This window comes from Paenibacillus senegalimassiliensis (genome assembly GCF_001486585.1).
Lineage (GTDB): Bacteria > Bacillota > Bacilli > Paenibacillales > Paenibacillaceae > Fontibacillus > Fontibacillus senegalimassiliensis.
Window position 1 is genome coordinate 39345 of the sequence record NZ_LN909046.1, and the last position, 18250, is coordinate 57594.

The following is an 18250-nucleotide window of genomic DNA, read 5'->3' on the forward strand; positions in this document are numbered from 1 at the left end:
TAAGACGAAGTAAGATCCAGAAGAAGCATCCATGCTGCGAAGGAGCTTGAGCTATGCGTCAATCCGCAAAGTCCCGAGATTGGCAGGCCACACCGCTGGTTTATGCGGGAGGCCTGGCCGAAGCACGGAGCTTGGCCCGTCTGGCCGCTCCGGAACAATTTGAGATGATCCCGCGCGAGATAAAGCCCTCTGCGGAGTGGCTTCCACGACCGGGAAGCTAATGTTCGGGAGCCCAGGGGCTCTTTTTTTTGGACTAAAAAAGCAAAAAATACTCCTGACCTGACATAAAGTCCATCGTTTAGGGTAATAACAACCTAAGAGACCCCCGTGTTTCTTGAGAATTGAATCTCAAAGAAAAGGAGTGATTGGCATGACGAGGCATATTCAGGCATATTTCAGTACAGAAGATAAGGTGGAGGGTGCGCGTTTAAGCTTGCTCCCGTTTGAGGTTGAGCAGGTGGAGGCGGGGTATGCAGAGGACGGTCTGAGCGATAACGACAGAATCCGGTTCCCCTTCCTTCCGGTAAATACCGGAGGAGCCTCCGGGGCTACGGGTGCTAATGTAGGTAATCAGGGTGCAGTTCCACTGCCAGGAACCATTCGTGAGGGGACAGGTGCTCTACCTGGGCTGGCTGTAGCAGGGTTAGCCGTGAATGAACCAGACGATGAAGAGCTTGCGCAGAGGGGTAACCGGGAAAATGAGGAACCTCGCGGAGATGTGAATCCCGATGATTTAAAATATGTACTTAGCGCTAAGGTCAAGGAGCATGATTATGAGGAGATCGTAAAAAAATTACGTGGTCAGGGAGCTTATATATCTGACCTGTAATACAACTGTAATATTAGATTCATGTTCCTTTAACATTGCCTGTATATAATAACAGCATGACCCCCTTTTAATATAGTATCTTTTGGACCTGCACCCCGTTGGTGTCAGGTCTTTTTTCTTTTGGCAAGCTTTTTCGTGATAGATAGGCTTGACTTTAGTGCGGTGGTTGCATACAATCATAAAATAACAGTTCATGTAACAGTAATATCATGATTCGATGACGGGACAAAGTAATTCAACCCCACATCCACAGAGAGGAATCCCAGGCCTTGGCAGGTAGCTGCATGAGCAATACACGATGCAGGCTAATAAGCATAAGGCAGGCTGGAAGGATTCCGGTGATGATTGAACGAAGGACTTCCCTGAGAACCGGCGGCGAAATAAGTAGTTAGAGTAGACGCGCGGCGTAGGCGGGCGATAACCGCTTCAAGCGAATTTGTTCTCCCTATAATTGGGGACAAGTTCGGAATGTGGGTGGCACCACGGGTGAATCGTATAATCGGTCTCCCGTCCCTGTTTGTTTGATACAAACAGGGACGGGAGTTTTTTATTTTTCTGAGCTGATTAATGGATGGAGGATGAGGGAGATGGCTTTTCAAAAACCGACGGGTACCCAGGATCTGCTCCCGGGCTTTGTTGAGAAATGGCAGTTTGCAGAGGAGAAGGCCAGAGATTTATGCCGCCGGTTCAATTACCGCGAGATTCGCACTCCTATCTTCGAACAGACTTCGCTATTTGAGCGTGGTGTAGGAGAAACGACGGATATCGTTGAGAAGGAAATGTATACTTTCCTCGATAAAGGCGATCGCAGTATGACGCTTCGCCCCGAAGGGACGGCGGGGGTAGTTCGTTCTTACGTGGAGAACAAGCTGTACGGGGAGCCCGATGTAAGCAAGCTGTATTATATCGGGCCTATGTTCCGGTATGAGCGGCCCCAGGCTGGACGACAACGTCAGTTCCATCAGTTCGGAGTTGAGGCCTTCGGAGCAACGGACCCCGCGATTGATGCAGAAGTGGTGGCATTAGGCTACCAGTATTGCCGCGAACTGGGACTGCAGGGCGTGAAGGTAGAGATCAATTCCGTTGGCAATCCGGAGAGCCGGGCGGCTTACCGGGAGAAGCTGCTGTCCTTCCTGCTGCCAATGAAGGACAGCTTGTGCAAGGACTGCCAGGCCCGGATGGAGCGTAATCCGCTGCGGGTACTGGACTGCAAAGTTGACCAGGAGAAGTTCGTAAACGCTCCTTCGATACTGGAAAGTCTGGATGAAGAGTGTACAGCTCATTTTGCCAGAGTCCAGGAGCTGTTGAGCGCGATGGAAGTGGATTATGTCATTAATCCTAGGCTGGTGCGCGGCTTGGATTATTACACGCATACAGCGTTTGAATATAAAGCTGAGGGCATCGGTGCCATCGATACGATTGGCGGCGGTGGCCGCTACAATGGCTTGGTGGCCGAGGTAGGGGGTCCTGATCAGCCGGGAATCGGAATGGCACTTGGCCTGGAACGGATCGCTCTCATTCTGGAGAAGCAGGAAATTGCTCTTGGCGAGGCCAAGCCGCTGGACGTGTATCTGGTTGCTCTGGGTGAAGCGGCAGACAAGGAGATTACAACTCAAATCTTCAAATTGCGTCAAGCAGGTTTCTCTGCCGAGCGAGATTATCTTGGACGTAAGATGAAGGCGCAGATGAAGTCTGCTGACCGGATGCAAGCTCGCTATACAGCGATTCTTGGCGATGATGAATTAGCTCGTGGCGAGATTGCGCTTAAGTCGATGGAGAATGGGGAGCAGCGTACCGTGAAGCTGACCGACCTGGTTAATGAATTGAACTAAACTACTCACATAAAGGAGAATTCACATGAAAAGAACGCATCAATGCGGCGTGCTCAGCACTGCCAACATCGGAGAAACCGTTACATTAAACGGCTGGGTGCAAACAAGACGCGACTTGGGGGGCGTATTGTTTATTGATCTGCGTGATCGCAGTGGCATCGTGCAAGTTGTCTTCAACCCGGCGTATTCGGGCGAAGCGCTACAAGTTGCTGATAAAGTGCGTAGCGAATACGTGCTTGCTGTAACGGGCAAAGTGGTAGAGCGGGATGCAGAGACGGTGAACCCGAATTTGCCGACAGGGCAAATTGAAGTGCAAATCACGGAGATCGAAGTGCTGAACGCAGCGAAGACTCCGCCATTCTTCATTGAAGACGGTGTTGAGGTCGATGAATCATTGCGTCTGAAATATCGTTACCTGGACTTGCGTCGTCCGGAAATGCAACAAACCTTGCGGCTTCGTTCCAAAGCAGCCAAGGTATTCCGCGATTTCCTTGATGGAGAAGGATTTGTTGAGGTAGAAACTCCAATTCTGACGAAAAGCTCGCCGGAAGGCGCTCGTGACTACCTGGTACCAAGCCGCGTGCATCCGGGAGAATTCTTTGCACTTCCGCAATCTCCGCAATTGTATAAACAGTTGCTGATGGTCAGCGGAGTAGAGCGTTATTATCAAATCGCTCGTTGCTTCCGGGATGAGGACTTGCGTGCAGACCGTCAACCGGAGTTCACTCAGGTCGATATCGAGACATCCTTCCTGTCTCGTGACGAGTTGCTGGACATGATGGAGAAGCTCGTTGTTCGTCTCTTTAAGGAAACCAAGGGTGTCGACATTGAGACGCCGTTTCAACGCTTGAGTTATGCCGATGCTATTGGCAAATACGGCTCTGACAAGCCGGACCTGCGCTTTGGCCTGGAACTGGTTAATGTCAGTGACCTGGTTGCCGGAAGCGGAGTGAAGGTCTTTGCTTCGGTGGTTGATAAAGGCGGAGAAGTTAAAGTGCTTAACGCCAAAGGTTGCGGTACCTGGAGCCGGAAGGATATCGATGATCTGGGTCCTTACGCGGCTCGCTACGGTGCTAAGGGACTGGCCTGGATTCAAGTGAAGGAAGGCGAGTTCCGTGGTCCTATCGTGAAGTTCTTCACGGAAGAGGAAATTGTCGCTATTAAGGAACGTACCGGAGCGGAAGAAGGCGATCTGCTGTTATTCTCCGCAGATAACAAGAAGGTTGTTGCCGATGTGTTAGGCGCATTACGTTTGAAAATCGGTCGTCAGCTTGGCTTGATTGACGATAGTGTATACAAATTTGCCTGGGTGGTGGACTTCCCTCTGCTGGGCTGGGATGAAGAGCAAAAACGTTATGTGGCAGAGCATCATCCGTTCACCCGTCCACGTGAGGAAGATCTGGCGTTGTTCGACACCGATCCAGGGAAAATTCTTGCTCAAGCTTATGACCTCGTACTGAATGGCTACGAAGTAGGCGGCGGTTCGATGCGGATTTACAAACGTGAGGTACAGGAGCAAATGTTCAAAGCTATCGGTCTTTCACCTGAAGAAGCTCAGGACAAATTTGGTTATTTGATGGATGCCTTCGAATATGGCACGCCGCCGCACGGTGGGATTGCCTTTGGCTTCGACCGTCTCGTTATGCTGCTTACCGGCCGTTCCAATCTGCGTGAAACGATTGCGTTCCCGAAAACAGCCAGCGCTACGGACTTGCTCATGAATGCCCCTTCCGAGGTGGATGCGCCGCAGTTGGAGCAATTGCATATCAAGCTGGCACCTAAACCGGCTGAAGCCAAGAAATAATGATCCCTCAGGAGGTGCGATAGAATATGCTTCATCAATTTTCACGGACCGAACTTGCCATTGGCGTTGAGGGCTTGGATGTTTTGAAGAAGAGCACGGTAGCTGTTCTGGGAATAGGTGGTGTGGGTGCAATGGCCGTCGAAGGATTGGCTCGTACCGGCATCGGCCGCATCATCCTGATCGACAAGGATGTTGTGGACATTACGAACATTAACCGGCAAATTCATGCGTTGACCACGACGGTCGGCCAGAAGAAAGCCGATTTGATGTGCGAGCGAATCAAGCTAATCAATCCGGAATGCGAAACGATCGCCTTGAACATGTTCTATACGGAGGAGACTTACGAGGAACTGTTCAAGTATGATATCGATTATGTTCTGGATGCTTCCGACACGATTATATACAAGGTTCATTTGATCAAGGAATGTCTGAGACGCAAGATTCCGATCTTGTCGAGCATGGGCGCGGCCAATAAGATGGACCCCACCAAGTTCGAGGTGACGGACATTTCCAAAACTCATATGGACCCTATGGCTCGGGTCATCCGGCATAAGCTGCGGGAGCAGGGAATCAAGAAAGGAGTCAAGGTTGTCTTCTCAACCGAGACTCCGGTGAAACCTCGTGCCGACGTAACGGAGAAGATTGCCCCGGCGGGCGCCAAAATTCGCAAAGCGAAGCAACCTCCGGCCAGTAACTCCTTTGTTCCACCCGTGGTCGGACTCATTATGGTCAGCGTGGCTGTACGTGAGCTTCTGGAACGTGGCGGAGTACGAGTATAACGCTCCGGCACCCAACTTTTTTAACACGCACAAAAGAAGCGCAGAATCGATGGATGTCATCGGCTCTGTGCTTCTTTTGCATGACAGAAAATAAATGTGCGATGCATGTTCATTAGTGGTATAATGAAGCTCCTTTTGCTCCGAAGCCAGATAGAAGTGGAGCAACATACGAAACCTTAGGAGGTAACTGAAATATGGAACATTTTCAAAGTGCCTATCAAGAAGAGGTAGCGCGGCTTGACCGCACCCTAGAGGAGATAGACAAGCAACTGCAACGATTGCGGGGAATTCCGGTGTATACGGGGCAGGACTTTACCGAGCAATTACTGGAAGAGAACCGGGAGAGCCAGAGGAAGCAACTGGAGCAATCGGTGCGCGAGCCGTATTTTGGCCGACTGGATTTTGAGGAGAAGGGAAAGGGCAAAACCCCGTTATATATTGGCAAGGTAGGCGTGGGCGACACTGAGGGCAAGGAGCCGATTGTGATTGATTGGCGGGCTCCGGCAGCCAGTCTGTTCTATTCGTTTACCGGCGGGGATGATGCGGCATATACGGCACCTGAGGGCGTAATTGAAGGCCTTGTGTATCTGAAGCGGAATATCGTTATTCGCAAGGGTATTCTGGATCGGGTAGCGGATACTTACAATCGAGAGAGTGACGGTCCTGCGGTATCGGATGAATTCCTCGTTTACCGGCTAGGCGAGAATAAGGATAATCGCCTGCGTGATATCGTCTCGACCATCCAGGCCGAGCAGGACAAGATTATTCGTGCGGCTAAAAATACGGCGTTGATTATTCAAGGGGTGGCCGGTAGTGGGAAGACGACGGTGGCGCTACATCGGCTGGCTTTTTTATTGTATCAGTACAAGGAGCAGATTCGTGCAGAACGGATGGTTATCTTTGCGCCGAATCATATGTTCATCGATTATATCTCTGATGTGTTGCCTGAGCTTGGGGTTGGCGATATCCAGCAGAGCACATTCAGTGATTGGGCAGGCAAGGTTCTGGAGCTAGGAGAAATAGATCTGGACGGATCGGACGTATTGTCTGGCTGGTTCGATGCTGCTGACCATGAGGAGGCGCGGAAGGAAGAGGAGTTGCCGGGTCGCTTCAAGGGCTCGATGGCTTTCAAGGAGATTATTGATGATGCTGTGGTTAGTCTGGAGTCTAGTTGTGTGCCTGAGGGAGACTTTGAGCCTTGGGATGGAGCCAGGTTGTCCCGCGAGGAAATTATCGGCTGGTTTGAAGGCGAATATCGGCATTACCCGGTAGCGCTCCGTAAGGAAAGGGTACTGGCCCGTATTCATCGCTGGATTGAGATGCGTCTTAAGCATTCTCCTTCGGCGGCTGCGCTGAAGGAACGTAAGAAGAAGGCCCAGCAAAGGGAGAAGAGCTACGCCAAGAAGTGGCCTGAACTGACGCCCCTTAGCCTGTATAAGGAAATGTTCCAAGCTGGCAAGGGAAGTAATAAGGCGGCAGACTTGGTTGATGTGAAGCATCGAATACCTGCAGGCATTCTAAAAGAAACACAAGCTCGGCTGAAGAAAAATGTGGTAAGGGAAGAGGATCTGCCCGGCTTGTTGTATCTATATACATTGATTCATGAGATTGACGGTAAGCTGACATTTGACCATGTGGTCATTGATGAAGCGCAGGATTTCTCTCCTTTTCAAGTCTACGTGCTGGATCGCTTTGTGAAGGGACATTCCTTCACCATTCTCGGGGACCTGTCGCAAGGCATCCATTACTACAAAGGGGTGCGTCGCTGGGAGGAAATGAGCAGCTTGTTTGGGCCGGAGGAGACGGCTTATTTTGCGCTGACCCGGAGCTACCGCTCGACGATGGAAATTATTCAGTTCGCGAATGAGATTTTGCAACGGGGGGTTGGGGCAGATTTACTGGCCGTGCCCGTGTTCCGCAGCGGAGAGCCAGTGCGGCTCCTGAAGGCTAGTGGGGGAGGCCGCCCAGAGGTGCTTCGCCAGATACTGGATGAGGCTTTGGCAGGTACCATCCGCACGGCGGCAGTGCTGACTAGGACGAGTGAGGATGCGAAAAGCCTGCATGCTGAGCTTGTTGCTGGCGGCATGGATGCCAACTTGATCGATGGTGAGCTCAGGGAATATGCAGGCGGGGTGTCGGTACTGCCGGTTTATCTGTCCAAGGGTCTGGAATTCGATGCGGTTATCGTTACCGACGTGGATGCCAGCCATTATGGGGTTAATGATGCCAAGTTGCTTTACGTTGGATGCACCCGGGCGCTGCATGCGCTGTGGCTCCTGCATGGCGAGGAATTGCCTCCTTACGTAGCTGGATAAACGTCGTCTTCAATAAAGTCCTCCAGAAAGCGGTCTGCCTTGCTCTGGTTGCAGAGGTTACAGGCGCAGACACAGTTGACGGGGGTGGTATGACCGCCCTTGGCTTTGGGGAGCAAATGATCGATGGTATCACCGTATTCACCGCAGAAGAAGCAGGTATAGTTGTCCCGATTCAGGATGTAACGGCGAAACGCCTTGTTGGTGTAGAGACGGCGGATCGTAAATGGGTTAACGATAACGGCCATATGCTCGCGGACGAGCGTAACAGCGAGTTCAAGCTCCACCTCTTGTTGCCACCGTCTGCCCTTGTCGGTCCGTCCACGCATGCGAATCATCCCGTTCTTGTTCGGACGAAGGGTCCGCACGTCAGGTCCCTCAACTCTCGGCGGGGGCGCGGGCAGTGCCCGTTTGATGCGGCGCTTGGGCGCGGCATGTACCCCCGCCGCGCTGCGGGTAACAAGCTGAGCCTCAATACCAGCCTTGTTCTCGCCGTCTTGCAGGGCAGAGGTTATGTTGCCGCGGGCGAGGGCTGCTGCCTCTGTCCCGGTCTTGCCTCTGCGGCGTTTCCGCTTGCGCTTGCGCACCTGCTTCACTAATGTTGGAGCTGTCTCTGCTGGCTCAGCGCCAGGTACAGTAGCTTGGGTTTGCGGTAGTATGTTGGTCCTGCCTCCGTTGAACGGCTTGTGGACATCTTGCTCACTATCTTGCGGCTTCGCATCATAGTCAGACTCGGTGCTGTGCTTGTCCTTCGCCATGGCCTGCCGTTTGCGTTCCGCACGGCAGGCACGACAGGCCCCGCGGCGTTCTCCCTTGCCAGAGCGCTTGCCTGTACGACGCAGGAACTCGCCTACGGGTCTCGTTTCGCCACAATAGGCACATATTTTAACGGCCTTTGCCGGAGTGCTTGCCTGTTCTGATTGCTGAGTCAAAAAAATCACCTCTATTCAAACGAACTGTGAAGACATAATTCTATTATAACCTTCGCCAGGCCCACACTCCATATTTGCCTGGCCGCAGCTTGGAGTGATCTGGTATATGCCAAAGAAGCCCACCTTAAGAAAAGACCGTTGCGGGATGTTTCCCTGCTAGTCAATTTCGATAACGGAAGGGCTTCTTTTATTTTTCTATGCATATATGAGCTATTCGGTCACGGTGGCCGGCTGTTGGAGCGAGCGCACCTTGGTCACAATTTTGCGTATGCTTTCTTCGGATAGATGATAGCTTGTAGCCAATTCGCCTACGGTACTACCACTACGGTATTGCCGATAAATCTCCTCATTGCGGCTTGCGATAGAATTCCGGGTGCCGCTGAGTTCGCCCCATAAGGCCCTTGAGTGATTCAGCTTGGGGATGTAGAGTAATTCTCCCTGAATATAATTTTGTAGCTCTTGCAGTAACCTAGGGGGAAGAACATCCTTCCCATTTTTGTAGTTCACGATCATGTGCCTCCTTATTTCGTGGTCCTTGTTCTGTTGCAGCAATTACGATATAAGTCAACATGGCCGTAAATCCCCCTTTCGGTTTCGGTTTTTTGCTTGCGTTTATCTTAACATAGGCTCAGGAAAAACGAAAATAAGGGGAGCTGTTCCCAGCCCCCCGCTTGTATCGGGTTTCCGCTTACGCGGAAACCACCTCACTCACTGAAATCACTTCGATCAGCCCCCTTTCACGTGATTCGTCGGCCCGACAACTATATTAACTCATATCTGCCATGAAGAAGAAAGCGAAAGAACAATTATAAGTATTTTTTACTCCCGGATAACGGTTAGTTCAATTGATGTAGATGTGCTAGAATAAATAGGGTTATCCTATACTAGGGAATATGTAACAATCAAGGAAGTGACTATACGTGGATTTATTTTCTTACCAAGAAGACAAAGGAACGGCGGGGCGGCTGCTGGCTGATCGGATGCGCCCGACCTCGCTGGATGAATATATAGGGCAGGAGCATATCGTGGGTCCAGGCAAGCTATTGCGCCGGGCCATTGAGGCGGATCAGGTATCTTCCATTTTGCTGTATGGCCCTCCCGGCTGCGGTAAGACCACACTGGCCCATATTATTTCGGCACATACCAAGGCGGAATTTATCCGTCTGAATGCGGTCGATGCCTCGGTCAAGGACGTTCGGGAAGTGATTGAGAAGGCGCATAATGACAAGGCTTTTTACGGGACCAAGACGATCCTGTTCCTCGACGAGGTACACCGGTTCAACAGCTCGAGACAGGATGCGTTGTTGCCTGCGGTGGAGAAGGGGACGATCATATTTATAGGGGCGACGACGGAAAATCCGTTCCATTATGTAAATGGCGCTTTGATGAGTCGCTCTACGCTGTTTCAGCTTGAATCGCTCACCAAGGAGCATTCGCTTCTGGCTATGCGGCGGGCGCTGTTGGATACCGAGAAGGGGCTGGGATTCATGCAGCTAACGGTAGATGAGGAGGCGCTGCTACATATTGCGGCCATGGCCAACGGTGATATTCGCCGGGCGTTAAACGCGCTCGAACTAGCTGCGATGACGACACCGCCGCAATCGGACGGTACGGTGCATGTTACCCTGGAGGTAGCGGAAGAATCCATTCGTCGTCCACTCGTCAAGGCCGATGAATCTACACAATATGATGTGTTGTCTGCGTTCCACAAGAGCATTCGTGGCTCCAGCGATGCTGCTGTGTTCTGGTTCTTGTATGCGGTAGAGAAGCTGGGTATGGACCCGATGACGTTTATCCGCCGCTTAATTGCGGCCAGTAGCGAGGATATTGGGCTGGCCAATCCACAAGCTTTGGTGCAGTCAGTCAGCGCTCTGGATGCTTACCGTAATAATGGCTGGCCCGAAGCCCGCCTCAATGTGGTACAGGCCATTCTATTCGCGGTGGAGAGCCCTAAGTCGGATGGAGTTGTAACGACCATCGGCAAGGCACTGGCTGCTATCGAAGAGATTACTTCTGCCGAGGTGCCGCTACATTTGCGGGACACGCACTACAAGGGAGCCATGAAGCTGGGGCATGAAGGTTATAAGTATCCGCATGATTATCCGGGGCATTATGTACAACAGGAGTATTTGCCGAAGCGGCTTGCCGGACGGACCTTCTATCAAGCCACGGAACAAGGAAATGAAGCGAAGATCAAGCATAATCAGGAACTGCGGCGCAAATCGAAGTAGGACAAGACAAATAAAGCCCCTTCCCGGTATGGTTTAGAACCATGCCGGGAAGGGGCCGTTAATATTTTGCTGCAGTTTAATTTTCGTCTAAAGATCTTAGTTTCTCAAAAGGCAGCCAGCCAATCGCCCCTGTCTCATTCTCCACTAAGGCCCATTCATAAACAACTTGAAGCAGGTTTACGGCACTACCTTGTCGTGCAATTAACTCGGTAGGGTTATAATTACAGATTAATTTATCGTTCTTAATATAATCTGTTGGAAAATACGTAGTGTACTGTTCTACAGTGCCTTCCACCCAATTTTTAAACTTTTTGCAGGGTGCAATGTTTGTTATTGTTGATCCAACCGAAAATGTGGGAAATTCCCCTTCACCCTTGTGATCTTCTGTTACAGTTAACCTCATATTTGTACCTTCGCCGGAACTTCGATAGTACCCCCGCCCAGGCATTCTTCGTCTTGATAGAACACGACGGCTTGACCCGGTGTAATAGCCTTTTGGGGCTGGTCAAACTGCACATGCAACGTGCCGTCCGCTTGAGGAATTATAGTAACGCCTTGATCCGGCTGACGATAACGGAATTTTGCACTGCAACGAAACGGCCCTTCCGGCAGCTTGTCTGCGCCTGCAATCCAGTTGATACCCGAAGCTATAAGCGAGGTGGAATATAGGCTTGGGTGCTGGTCGCCTTGCACAACATACAGAATATTCTTGTCCAAATCCTTATCAGCTACAAACCAGGGTTCTCCCGTGCCCGAGCCACCGATGCCAAGTCCTTGGCGTTGGCCCAGGGTGTAATACATCAGGCCATCATGGCGGCCCTTTACTTCTCCGGTAGCGATATCGACCATGTCGCCGGATTTGGCTGGAAGGTAGTTGCTCAGAAATTCCTTGAAGTTACGCTCTCCGATAAAGCAAACTCCTGTACTGTCCTTCTTCTTGGCAGTGTAAAGTCCCGCTTCCTCGGCCAAGCGACGAACTTCCGGTTTAGGCAGATGGCCGATGGGGAACATGGCCTTGGATAGCTGCTCCTGGCTTAGCGCATTCAGGAAATAGGTTTGATCCTTGTTATTATCTACACCACGCAGCAGCTTGTACACGCCGTCTTCTACAACGACACGGGCGTAATGACCCGTCGCTACGTAGTCAGCGCCAAGGTCCAGCGCCTTGTTGAGGAACTCGCCGAACTTGATCTCCCGGTTACACATGACATCCGGGTTTGGTGTACGGCCTCGCTTATATTCTTCGAGGAAATAGGCAAATACTTTATCAAAGTATTGCTTCTCAAAGTTTACCGTATAGTAGGGGATATCCAATTGCTCGCAGACGCGCCTTACGTCTTCTGCATCCTCTTCAGCGGTGCAATGGCCGAACTCGTCGGTATCGTCCCAGTTCTTCATAAATATGCCGATGACATCGTACCCTTGCTGCTTAAGCAGCAGGGCTGTCACCGAAGAATCGACCCCGCCGGACATGCCGACGACGACGCGGGTTTCATGATTTGGCTTTGCCATAGATGTTCACTCCTTTGAGCGCCGTGCGCTCTGCCGTTTATTTTATCATAACCGGGACTTTATTTTCCAAAAGACCTGTGATATGTTACGATAAGCATAGGTTAAAGATAGGAATAGAGAGATTTTTCGGGGAAGAACCGGAATCTCTGGCAATTATGGCGGCTTGTTGCCCCATACTGTCTTTACTTGATTAAATCCTAATTATATAAAGATTACTCGAAAATTGAAAGAGGTGCCTTGTTTGAAAATTTCGACAAAAGGACGCTACGGGCTGACCATCATGATGGAGCTTGCTGCAAAGTTTGGTGAGGGACCTACCTCGCTGAAAAGCATTGCCGAGAAAAACCAATTATCCGAGCATTATTTGGAGCAATTGATTGCACCGCTGCGTAACGCCGGACTCGTGAAGAGTGTGCGTGGAGCGTATGGCGGATATATTTTGGCCCGTGAAGCCACTGAGATTACCGCAGGAGACATTATCCGTGTACTGGAAGGACCGATTTCTCCGGTAGACTTCACCGAAGAAGACGATCCAGCCAAACGTGATTTGTGGCTGCGAATTCGCGATAGTATTGCGGAAGTGCTCGATTCGACCACACTGGATAGTCTTGTGAATTATGAAGAGCATGGGTTAAAGCAAAATTATATGTTCTATATCTAGTTTACGATAACAATAGAAACAAGGACGGTCGGCAAACCGTCCTCTGTACAAACAACTTGAGTGGGGTTATGCCCTCCAAGAAAGTTTAATTCATGAAGAAGTGACCCTCACAGGTGCCGACCTTAGAGTGGGTCACTTCTTTTTCCTTTCAATGGTATGTTAAAAGTGCAACGATAAAGGCTGCAAACATTTTGGCTTTGTGCAACCTTCTTTGATAAGGGACATTTTTCGTCCTTTGTATAAAAACGTTTCTCTAGACCCACTCAAATCGCGTCTGTTAGTATTTAGAAGCGAAGTTCAGGGGCGATAGGGGAGATTAAATGATGGAACAACAACAGCGCTTTGAGAATTTAAAATTGGGTGAACGCGGAGCCATCATAAGTATCATTGCTTATGTTTGTTTGTCTACGTTGAAGCTAATCATCGGGGTAGTATCAAATTCGGAAGCCCTGAAAGCGGACGGTTTAAATAATGCAACAGATATTGTTGCCTCTATAGCGGTGCTGATTGGTCTCAAATTAGCCCAAAGGCCGGCGGATGAGGACCATCCTTATGGACACTGGAAATCGGAGACTATCGCTTCATTAGTTGCCTCTTTTATCATGATGGCCGTAGGGATACAGGTTCTGATCACAGCCGTTATTTCCGTATTTCAGCGGAATCAGCAGGTACCTGACCTGATTTCAGTTTGGACGGGCCTTTTTTGTGCAATGGTTATGTATTTCGTATATCGTTACAACAAAAGTCTCGCGATAAAAATTAAAAGTCAGGCGGTTATGGCGGCTGCCAAAGATAATATGTCTGATGCCTTGGTTAGTATTGGGGCCGTCATAGGTATTATAGGATCTCAGTTTGGTTTTCCCTGGCTGGATTCTGTAACGGCTGTTATTGTAGGTGTTGTTATTTGTAAGACCGCATGGGATATTTTTCGTGAAGCTTCCCTTCATTTATCTGACGGCTTTGACGAAACGGCTATACTGTCCTTCAAGGAGGCTGTAAAGCAGGTGGAGGGCGTCGAAGAGGTGAAAGAACTGCGGGCAAGAAATTATGGAAGTAGCGCTATTGTTGATGTTGTTTTATCTATTAAAGGTGGACTGGGGTTTCAAGAGGCTCATAATGTCGCTACGAATGTTGAGAATGAGCTGAAGAAATCTACAGAAGTGCTGGAAGTCCATGTGCACTACGAGCCTTCCAAGTAGCGCAATTGAGGTTCACGATCTTCCAGTTGACCATACAGGCCATCGTCTGTTAAGATACAGAACGAACGTTCAGTATAAAGTGAGGTGTTCCTATGAACAAGAAGCTGCAGCAAAGCTTGGAAACGAGAAGGCGAATCACGGAGGCGGCCAAGGAATTGATTTTTAAGAAGGGCTATAAGGCGACCTCGATCGAAGATATCGTAAAGGCTACAGGCAGCAGCAAGGGGAATATCTATTATCATTTTAAGAGCAAGGAAGGTCTGTTCCTTTATCTGATTGAGGAATGGGATGCGGATTGGGAGTATCGCTGGAAGGAGAAGGAGCATTTATATCCGACGGCGACCGATAAATTGTATGCGATGGCGGATCAGATGGCATTGGAGGATGTGGATCATCCAATGGCCAAGGCTATGGATGAGTTCGTGGGCGGCGATAATTTGTCCGAAGAGGTTCGAGTCAAGCTGGCCGATATTTTTGCCAACCACTTTGCTTTTAACAAGGACCTGCTGGAACAAGGCATTGCTTCCGGCGAATTTCAGGGAGATGCGGAGGCATTGTCCGTGCTGCTCGAAAGTTTGATGGTGGGCTTAAGTCAGATGACACGTCTTGTCAAGTTGGGCGAAGTGCGGCGGCTATACCGTGCATCCATTACGGTGTTTTTGAAAGGAATATCTTCTTAGAGGTAGTTCTTAGATATTTTTTCTTTCGCTTAATACAGACCGAACGTTCAGTATATATACTAGTAATAAATTTATTCTAATGGTATTTGGAGGAATCATCATGTCTTTACTACTACGCAATAACGGTGCTATTTTGCTGTTGATGCTTAATATCTTTCTTGTGTTTATGGGTATCGGACTTGTCATCCCTATCATGCCTACCTACATGACGGAACTGCATATCAGTGGCAGTATGGTCGGGATGCTGGTGGCGGCTTTTTCGCTGACTCAGCTACTATTTTCTCCATTTGCTGGGCGATTGTCTGATTCGCTCGGTCGGAAAAAGATTATCGTTGCCGGGATGCTGGTATTTGGTTTGTCGGAATGGATTTTCGGCGCGGCGAGCACTCCGCTATTACTGTTTACAGCCAGAATGCTGGGCGGCGTTGGCGCAGCTTTCATCATGCCAGCCGTCATGGCCTATGCAGCAGACGTAACCAGTGGAGCCGAACGGGCCAAGGGCATGGGACTAATTAATGCGGCTATTACCACCGGTTTTATTATTGGCCCTGGTATTGGTGGTTATATCGCTGAATTCGGAATACGTGTTCCGTTCTATGCGGCAGCCGTTGCCGGATTGGTGGCAGCAATTGTCACCAGCTTTATGCTACCAGAATCTCGCGGTGAGCAAAGTAATCAAGAAGAAAGCAAACAGGGGACGAAACGAGTGGAAGAGAACTTGTTTGTACAATTGGCGCGTTCCTATCGCCAGCCTTATTTCATCAGCTTGATTATTGTATTCGTACTTTCGTTTGGCTTAGCAAATTATGAGACAGTCTTCGGTCTCTTTGTGGATCATAAGTTTGGCTTTACCCCGCGTGATATTGCCATGATCATTACCTTTGGCTCAATCTCGGGTGCAGTGGTGCAAGCGACGGTATTTGGCGCTATTCTTAACCGGTTTGGAGAGAAGCGAGTCATCTCCATTACCTTAATTTCAGCGGGCTTGTGCATTTTGCTAACACTGTTCGTTCATCGTTACTGGCTGATTTTTCTGGTTACGTTTCTGGTATTCCTGTCTATTGATATTTTGCGTCCCGCCGTGGGAACGCAGTTATCCAAGATGGCGGGGGATCAGCAGGGGTATGTGGCCGGTTTGAATTCGGCGTATACCAGCTTGGGGAATATTGCAGGCCCGCTAGTAGCAGGAGCCTTGTTTGATATGAATATTAACTATCCTTATATTTCGGCGGCTATTGTGCTGATTTTATGCTTTGTGCTGGCCCTAAGACCTAACAAGGCAACGCTCCAAGCGAGTTCGTCAGCACAGCAGGCGCAGACCCACTCGTAAGAACAATATCGTACGCTGATAAAAGTGAGGACAAAGCCCAAAAAGTCAACCTGGTCATGCTATACTGGATAGGAAAGAATAACCAGGGAGGTCAAGTCTATGAGAAAAGTGGCTTTGTTCTTCACTTTAGTTATTGTACTGGCTACAGCAAGTGTTCCCGCTGCGGCGCATCCTGGCCGTACCGATTCCAACGGTGGACACACCTGTCGCACGAACTGCGAGAAATGGGGACTGGAGTACGGAGAGTATCATTACCATAATGGAGGAAGCTCCAAATCCAAGAAGTCCTCGGATTCCAACACGAAAAGCACACAGATCAAGGCTACCAAGACAACAAAACAAACGACGAAGAAAGCATCTGCTCCTTCATATGAGAAATCAAGTCTGAAGCTTAAAGTCAACGGTGAGGTAGTCGTTCTCAGCAGTAGTCCGATCCTTGTGCAAAATATAAATCTGGTTCCTCTCCGCGAATTGGCCGAGAGCCTGGGTGCGGCAACTTCATGGGATGCCGATACGCAAACAATTCGGATCGTGAAGGGTGAACAAGAGATTACTTTAACCATTGGCAGCTCAAAAATATTCTATAACGGGGTGGCTGAGACGCTAAGTGCTGCACCGAAGGTACTAAACGGCATAACCTATGTTCCGGCCCAAGCGGTTGCCAGAGGACTTAATGCCAGTCTCAGCTATGACAAGGCAAGCGATACGCTAAGCATTACCAGTGAATAAAGTTAATGAATAGAGCAACCCCCTTCACAGGTTCAGAGGAGCCTGAAAGGGGGTTGCTTTGTAATGTTTAATGATGTTCTTTATGTGCTTACGTGGTGAAGGGTTGGCTTAAACCAATCCCTTGTCCATAGCCTTGCAAATCAGCGCAGCGAACAAGCTGTTGGACCAGGCGAACCATTCCCGTGAGAAGTCAGCCGGATTGTCGGGATGGAACCCTTCGTGCATGTAGCCCGTATCGGCATCTGTTGCGATAAGCGTATCAATTAACTCTTTGATTTCAGCATCGTTATTGGAGGTCAGAGCTTGCATCGACAGGGCCATATGCCACACATAACCACCTGGTGTATGCGGGCTTCCGATGCCCTTGGCAAATTTACCTTCGAAATAGAACGGGTTATCAAAGCTCAACGCAAACCGGCGGGTATTCTGATAGATGGGATCATCTGCCGAGACGTAGCCTAGATAAGGTATGGACATCAAGCCCGGTGTCCCGGCATCGTCCATCAAGCAATAGTTGCCGAAGCCGTCGGTTTCGTAAGCGTAAATCTTGCCGTACGTCGGGTGATTTACGATGCCGTAGGCGCGAATGCCGTAATCGATTTCCTTGCGCAGCTTCTCTGCGCGCTCGGCCAGACGCTCATCCTTGTACACTTCCTTGGCGATATCGCGGATATGCCCGAGGATCACGACAGCAAACATATTCGCTGGAATGTTATAGCCGAACAGGCAGGCGTCATCGCTGGAACGGAAGCCGGACCAGGTCATACCCGTATAATTGACTGGAAGCCCCATGCCATCATTTTGCAAGGTTTCTGTCTCCTGATGGGTTTGGCGAACAAAGCGGTAAGGGGATTGCTCCATATGACGTTGCTCTGTCTTCAGAACCTGAACGACTCGGCTCAAAGCTTGATAGCTGGCTTCATCGAAGATGGTCTCGTTGCCGGTCTCACGCCAGAAGGAGTAAGCAAGCTGTACGGGGAAGCACAAGGAATCAAGTTCGTATTTGCGCTCCCACATCCAGGGATTCAAATCGCATTCATCCGTGTCCCGGTAATGCTTGTCATTGGCCGTTTCATTAAATGCGTTGGTATAAGGATCAATATTAATATAGAACATTTGACGTTTTACCAGCCCGCCGATAATACGCTGCAGCTCCTCATCCCCTTTGGCAAACGGGATGTAGTGGCGCACTTGTTCTACGGAATCGCGTAGCCACATAGCGGGAATATCTCCGGTAAAAACAAAGGTCGTGCCATCGTCCAGCAGCTTGGTGGTTGTCTCCAGCGTATTGGGGAAGCAGTTGCGGAACAATTGCTTCAGTTTGGGATGATTGGCCAGCCGTACGTCGGCTTCGTCCAGGAATCGTTCAATGGATGCAGGTAGTTTCATGTTCAGTTCCTCCTAATAATGTGTAATGTGA

The 18250-nt window shown here is 49.8% G+C and carries 17 protein-coding genes; 12 read left to right on the forward strand and 5 right to left on the reverse strand.

Annotation, left to right across the window (positions count from 1 at the left end):
- Positions 1 to 53 precede the first annotated feature (53 nt).
- The 6 genes from BN3279_RS24020 (at position 54) to BN3279_RS14335 (ending at position 7559) form a co-directional block, all read left to right on the forward strand.
- Entirely contained in the window at positions 54 to 221 is a 168-nt protein-coding gene (locus BN3279_RS24020) for a hypothetical protein (RefSeq protein WP_187377801.1), read from the forward strand.
- Positions 222 to 370: 149 nt separating this feature from the next.
- The gene (locus BN3279_RS14315; RefSeq protein WP_059051874.1) at positions 371 to 829 is read left to right on the forward strand and encodes a hypothetical protein; all 459 of its coding nucleotides are present in this window, start codon (positions 371 to 373) and stop codon (positions 827 to 829) included.
- 587 nt (positions 830 to 1416) lie between these two features.
- Entirely contained in the window at positions 1417 to 2661 is a 1245-nt protein-coding gene (gene hisS / locus BN3279_RS14320; protein WP_059051875.1) for a histidine--tRNA ligase, read from the forward strand.
- A gap of 25 nt (positions 2662 to 2686) precedes the next feature.
- Positions 2687 to 4465 carry an aspartate--tRNA ligase gene (aspS, locus tag BN3279_RS14325; RefSeq protein WP_059051876.1) on the forward strand — a complete coding sequence of 593 codons (1779 nt, stop codon included), beginning with the start codon at positions 2687 to 2689 and terminating at the stop codon, positions 4463 to 4465.
- A gap of 26 nt (positions 4466 to 4491) precedes the next feature.
- On the forward strand, positions 4492 to 5244 hold the full coding sequence (locus BN3279_RS14330; RefSeq protein ID WP_059051877.1) for a tRNA threonylcarbamoyladenosine dehydratase: 753 nt from the start codon (positions 4492 to 4494) through the stop codon (positions 5242 to 5244).
- A gap of 194 nt (positions 5245 to 5438) precedes the next feature.
- A complete protein-coding gene (locus tag BN3279_RS14335) occupies positions 5439 to 7559 on the forward strand; it encodes a HelD family protein (RefSeq protein WP_059051878.1) in 2121 nt (706 codons plus the stop codon).
- On the opposite strand, the gene BN3279_RS24270 is transcribed toward BN3279_RS14335, so the two are convergent.
- Together BN3279_RS24270 and BN3279_RS14345 are read right to left on the reverse strand one after the other, a co-directional pair.
- Complete coding sequence (locus tag BN3279_RS24270) at positions 7544 to 8488, reverse strand: HNH endonuclease (RefSeq protein ID WP_232436861.1); 945 nt, start codon at positions 8486 to 8488, stop codon at positions 7544 to 7546. The genes BN3279_RS14335 and BN3279_RS24270 overlap by 16 nt on opposite strands.
- Positions 8489 to 8698: 210 nt before the next feature.
- Complete coding sequence (locus BN3279_RS14345; RefSeq protein ID WP_059054418.1) at positions 8699 to 8995, reverse strand: CD3324 family protein; 297 nt, start codon at positions 8993 to 8995, stop codon at positions 8699 to 8701.
- A 413-nt stretch (positions 8996 to 9408) separates the two neighbouring features.
- On the opposite strand from BN3279_RS14345, the gene BN3279_RS14350 reads away from it, so the two are divergent.
- Entirely contained in the window at positions 9409 to 10719 is a 1311-nt protein-coding gene (locus BN3279_RS14350) for a replication-associated recombination protein A (protein WP_059051879.1), read from the forward strand.
- A 76-nt stretch (positions 10720 to 10795) separates the two neighbouring features.
- Here BN3279_RS14350 and BN3279_RS14355 read toward each other — a convergent pair whose 3' ends face one another.
- Positions 10796 to 11122 (reverse strand): hypothetical protein, encoded by a 327-nt coding sequence (locus tag BN3279_RS14355; RefSeq protein WP_059051880.1) that lies wholly within the window; start codon positions 11120 to 11122, stop codon positions 10796 to 10798.
- The gene (mnmA, locus tag BN3279_RS14360) at positions 11119 to 12231 is read right to left on the reverse strand and encodes a tRNA 2-thiouridine(34) synthase MnmA (protein WP_059051881.1); all 1113 of its coding nucleotides are present in this window, start codon (positions 12229 to 12231) and stop codon (positions 11119 to 11121) included. The genes BN3279_RS14355 and mnmA overlap by 4 nt, the downstream gene beginning before the upstream one ends.
- 241 nt (positions 12232 to 12472) lie before the next feature.
- Here mnmA and cymR point away from each other — a divergent pair, with 241 nt between their 5' ends.
- The 5 genes from cymR (at position 12473) to BN3279_RS14385 (ending at position 16830) form a co-directional block, all read left to right on the forward strand.
- On the forward strand, positions 12473 to 12892 hold the full coding sequence (cymR, locus tag BN3279_RS14365; RefSeq protein WP_059051882.1) for a cysteine metabolism transcriptional regulator CymR: 420 nt from the start codon (positions 12473 to 12475) through the stop codon (positions 12890 to 12892).
- Positions 12893 to 13215: 323 nt separating this feature from the next.
- Entirely contained in the window at positions 13216 to 14091 is an 876-nt protein-coding gene (locus BN3279_RS14370) for a cation diffusion facilitator family transporter (RefSeq protein ID WP_059051883.1), read from the forward strand.
- A gap of 92 nt (positions 14092 to 14183) precedes the next feature.
- The gene (locus BN3279_RS14375; protein WP_059051884.1) at positions 14184 to 14771 is read left to right on the forward strand and encodes a TetR/AcrR family transcriptional regulator; all 588 of its coding nucleotides are present in this window, start codon (positions 14184 to 14186) and stop codon (positions 14769 to 14771) included.
- 100 nt (positions 14772 to 14871) lie between these two features.
- Positions 14872 to 16101: an MFS transporter gene (locus BN3279_RS14380; protein WP_059051885.1), complete on the forward strand. Its 1230-nt coding sequence runs from the start codon at positions 14872 to 14874 to the stop codon at positions 16099 to 16101.
- Between the two features lie 99 nt (positions 16102 to 16200).
- The gene (locus BN3279_RS14385; protein WP_059051886.1) at positions 16201 to 16830 is read left to right on the forward strand and encodes a copper amine oxidase N-terminal domain-containing protein; all 630 of its coding nucleotides are present in this window, start codon (positions 16201 to 16203) and stop codon (positions 16828 to 16830) included.
- Between the two features lie 108 nt (positions 16831 to 16938).
- On the opposite strand, the gene BN3279_RS14390 is transcribed toward BN3279_RS14385, so the two are convergent.
- Positions 16939 to 18219: a glycoside hydrolase family 125 protein gene (locus BN3279_RS14390; RefSeq protein ID WP_059051887.1), complete on the reverse strand. Its 1281-nt coding sequence runs from the start codon at positions 18217 to 18219 to the stop codon at positions 16939 to 16941.
- Between the last annotated feature and the right edge of the window lie 31 nt (positions 18220 to 18250).

Coding starts and splice junctions, on each gene's coding strand:
- BN3279_RS24020 (WP_187377801.1), top strand. CDS start 54: ATGCGTCAATCCGCAAAGTCCCGAGATTGGCAGGCCACACCGCTGGTT.
- BN3279_RS14315 (WP_059051874.1), top strand. CDS start 371: ATGACGAGGCATATTCAGGCATATTTCAGTACAGAAGATAAGGTGGAG.
- hisS (WP_059051875.1), top strand. CDS start 1,417: ATGGCTTTTCAAAAACCGACGGGTACCCAGGATCTGCTCCCGGGCTTT.
- aspS (WP_059051876.1), top strand. CDS start 2,687: ATGAAAAGAACGCATCAATGCGGCGTGCTCAGCACTGCCAACATCGGA.
- BN3279_RS14330 (WP_059051877.1), top strand. CDS start 4,492: ATGCTTCATCAATTTTCACGGACCGAACTTGCCATTGGCGTTGAGGGC.
- BN3279_RS14335 (WP_059051878.1), top strand. CDS start 5,439: ATGGAACATTTTCAAAGTGCCTATCAAGAAGAGGTAGCGCGGCTTGAC.
- BN3279_RS14355 (WP_059051880.1), bottom strand. CDS start 11,122: ATGAGGTTAACTGTAACAGAAGATCACAAGGGTGAAGGGGAATTTCCC.
- mnmA (WP_059051881.1), bottom strand. CDS start 12,231: ATGGCAAAGCCAAATCATGAAACCCGCGTCGTCGTCGGCATGTCCGGC.
- BN3279_RS14370 (WP_059051883.1), top strand. CDS start 13,216: ATGGAACAACAACAGCGCTTTGAGAATTTAAAATTGGGTGAACGCGGA.
- BN3279_RS14375 (WP_059051884.1), top strand. CDS start 14,184: ATGAACAAGAAGCTGCAGCAAAGCTTGGAAACGAGAAGGCGAATCACG.
- BN3279_RS14380 (WP_059051885.1), top strand. CDS start 14,872: ATGTCTTTACTACTACGCAATAACGGTGCTATTTTGCTGTTGATGCTT.
- BN3279_RS14385 (WP_059051886.1), top strand. CDS start 16,201: ATGAGAAAAGTGGCTTTGTTCTTCACTTTAGTTATTGTACTGGCTACA.
- BN3279_RS14390 (WP_059051887.1), bottom strand. CDS start 18,219: ATGAAACTACCTGCATCCATTGAACGATTCCTGGACGAAGCCGACGTA.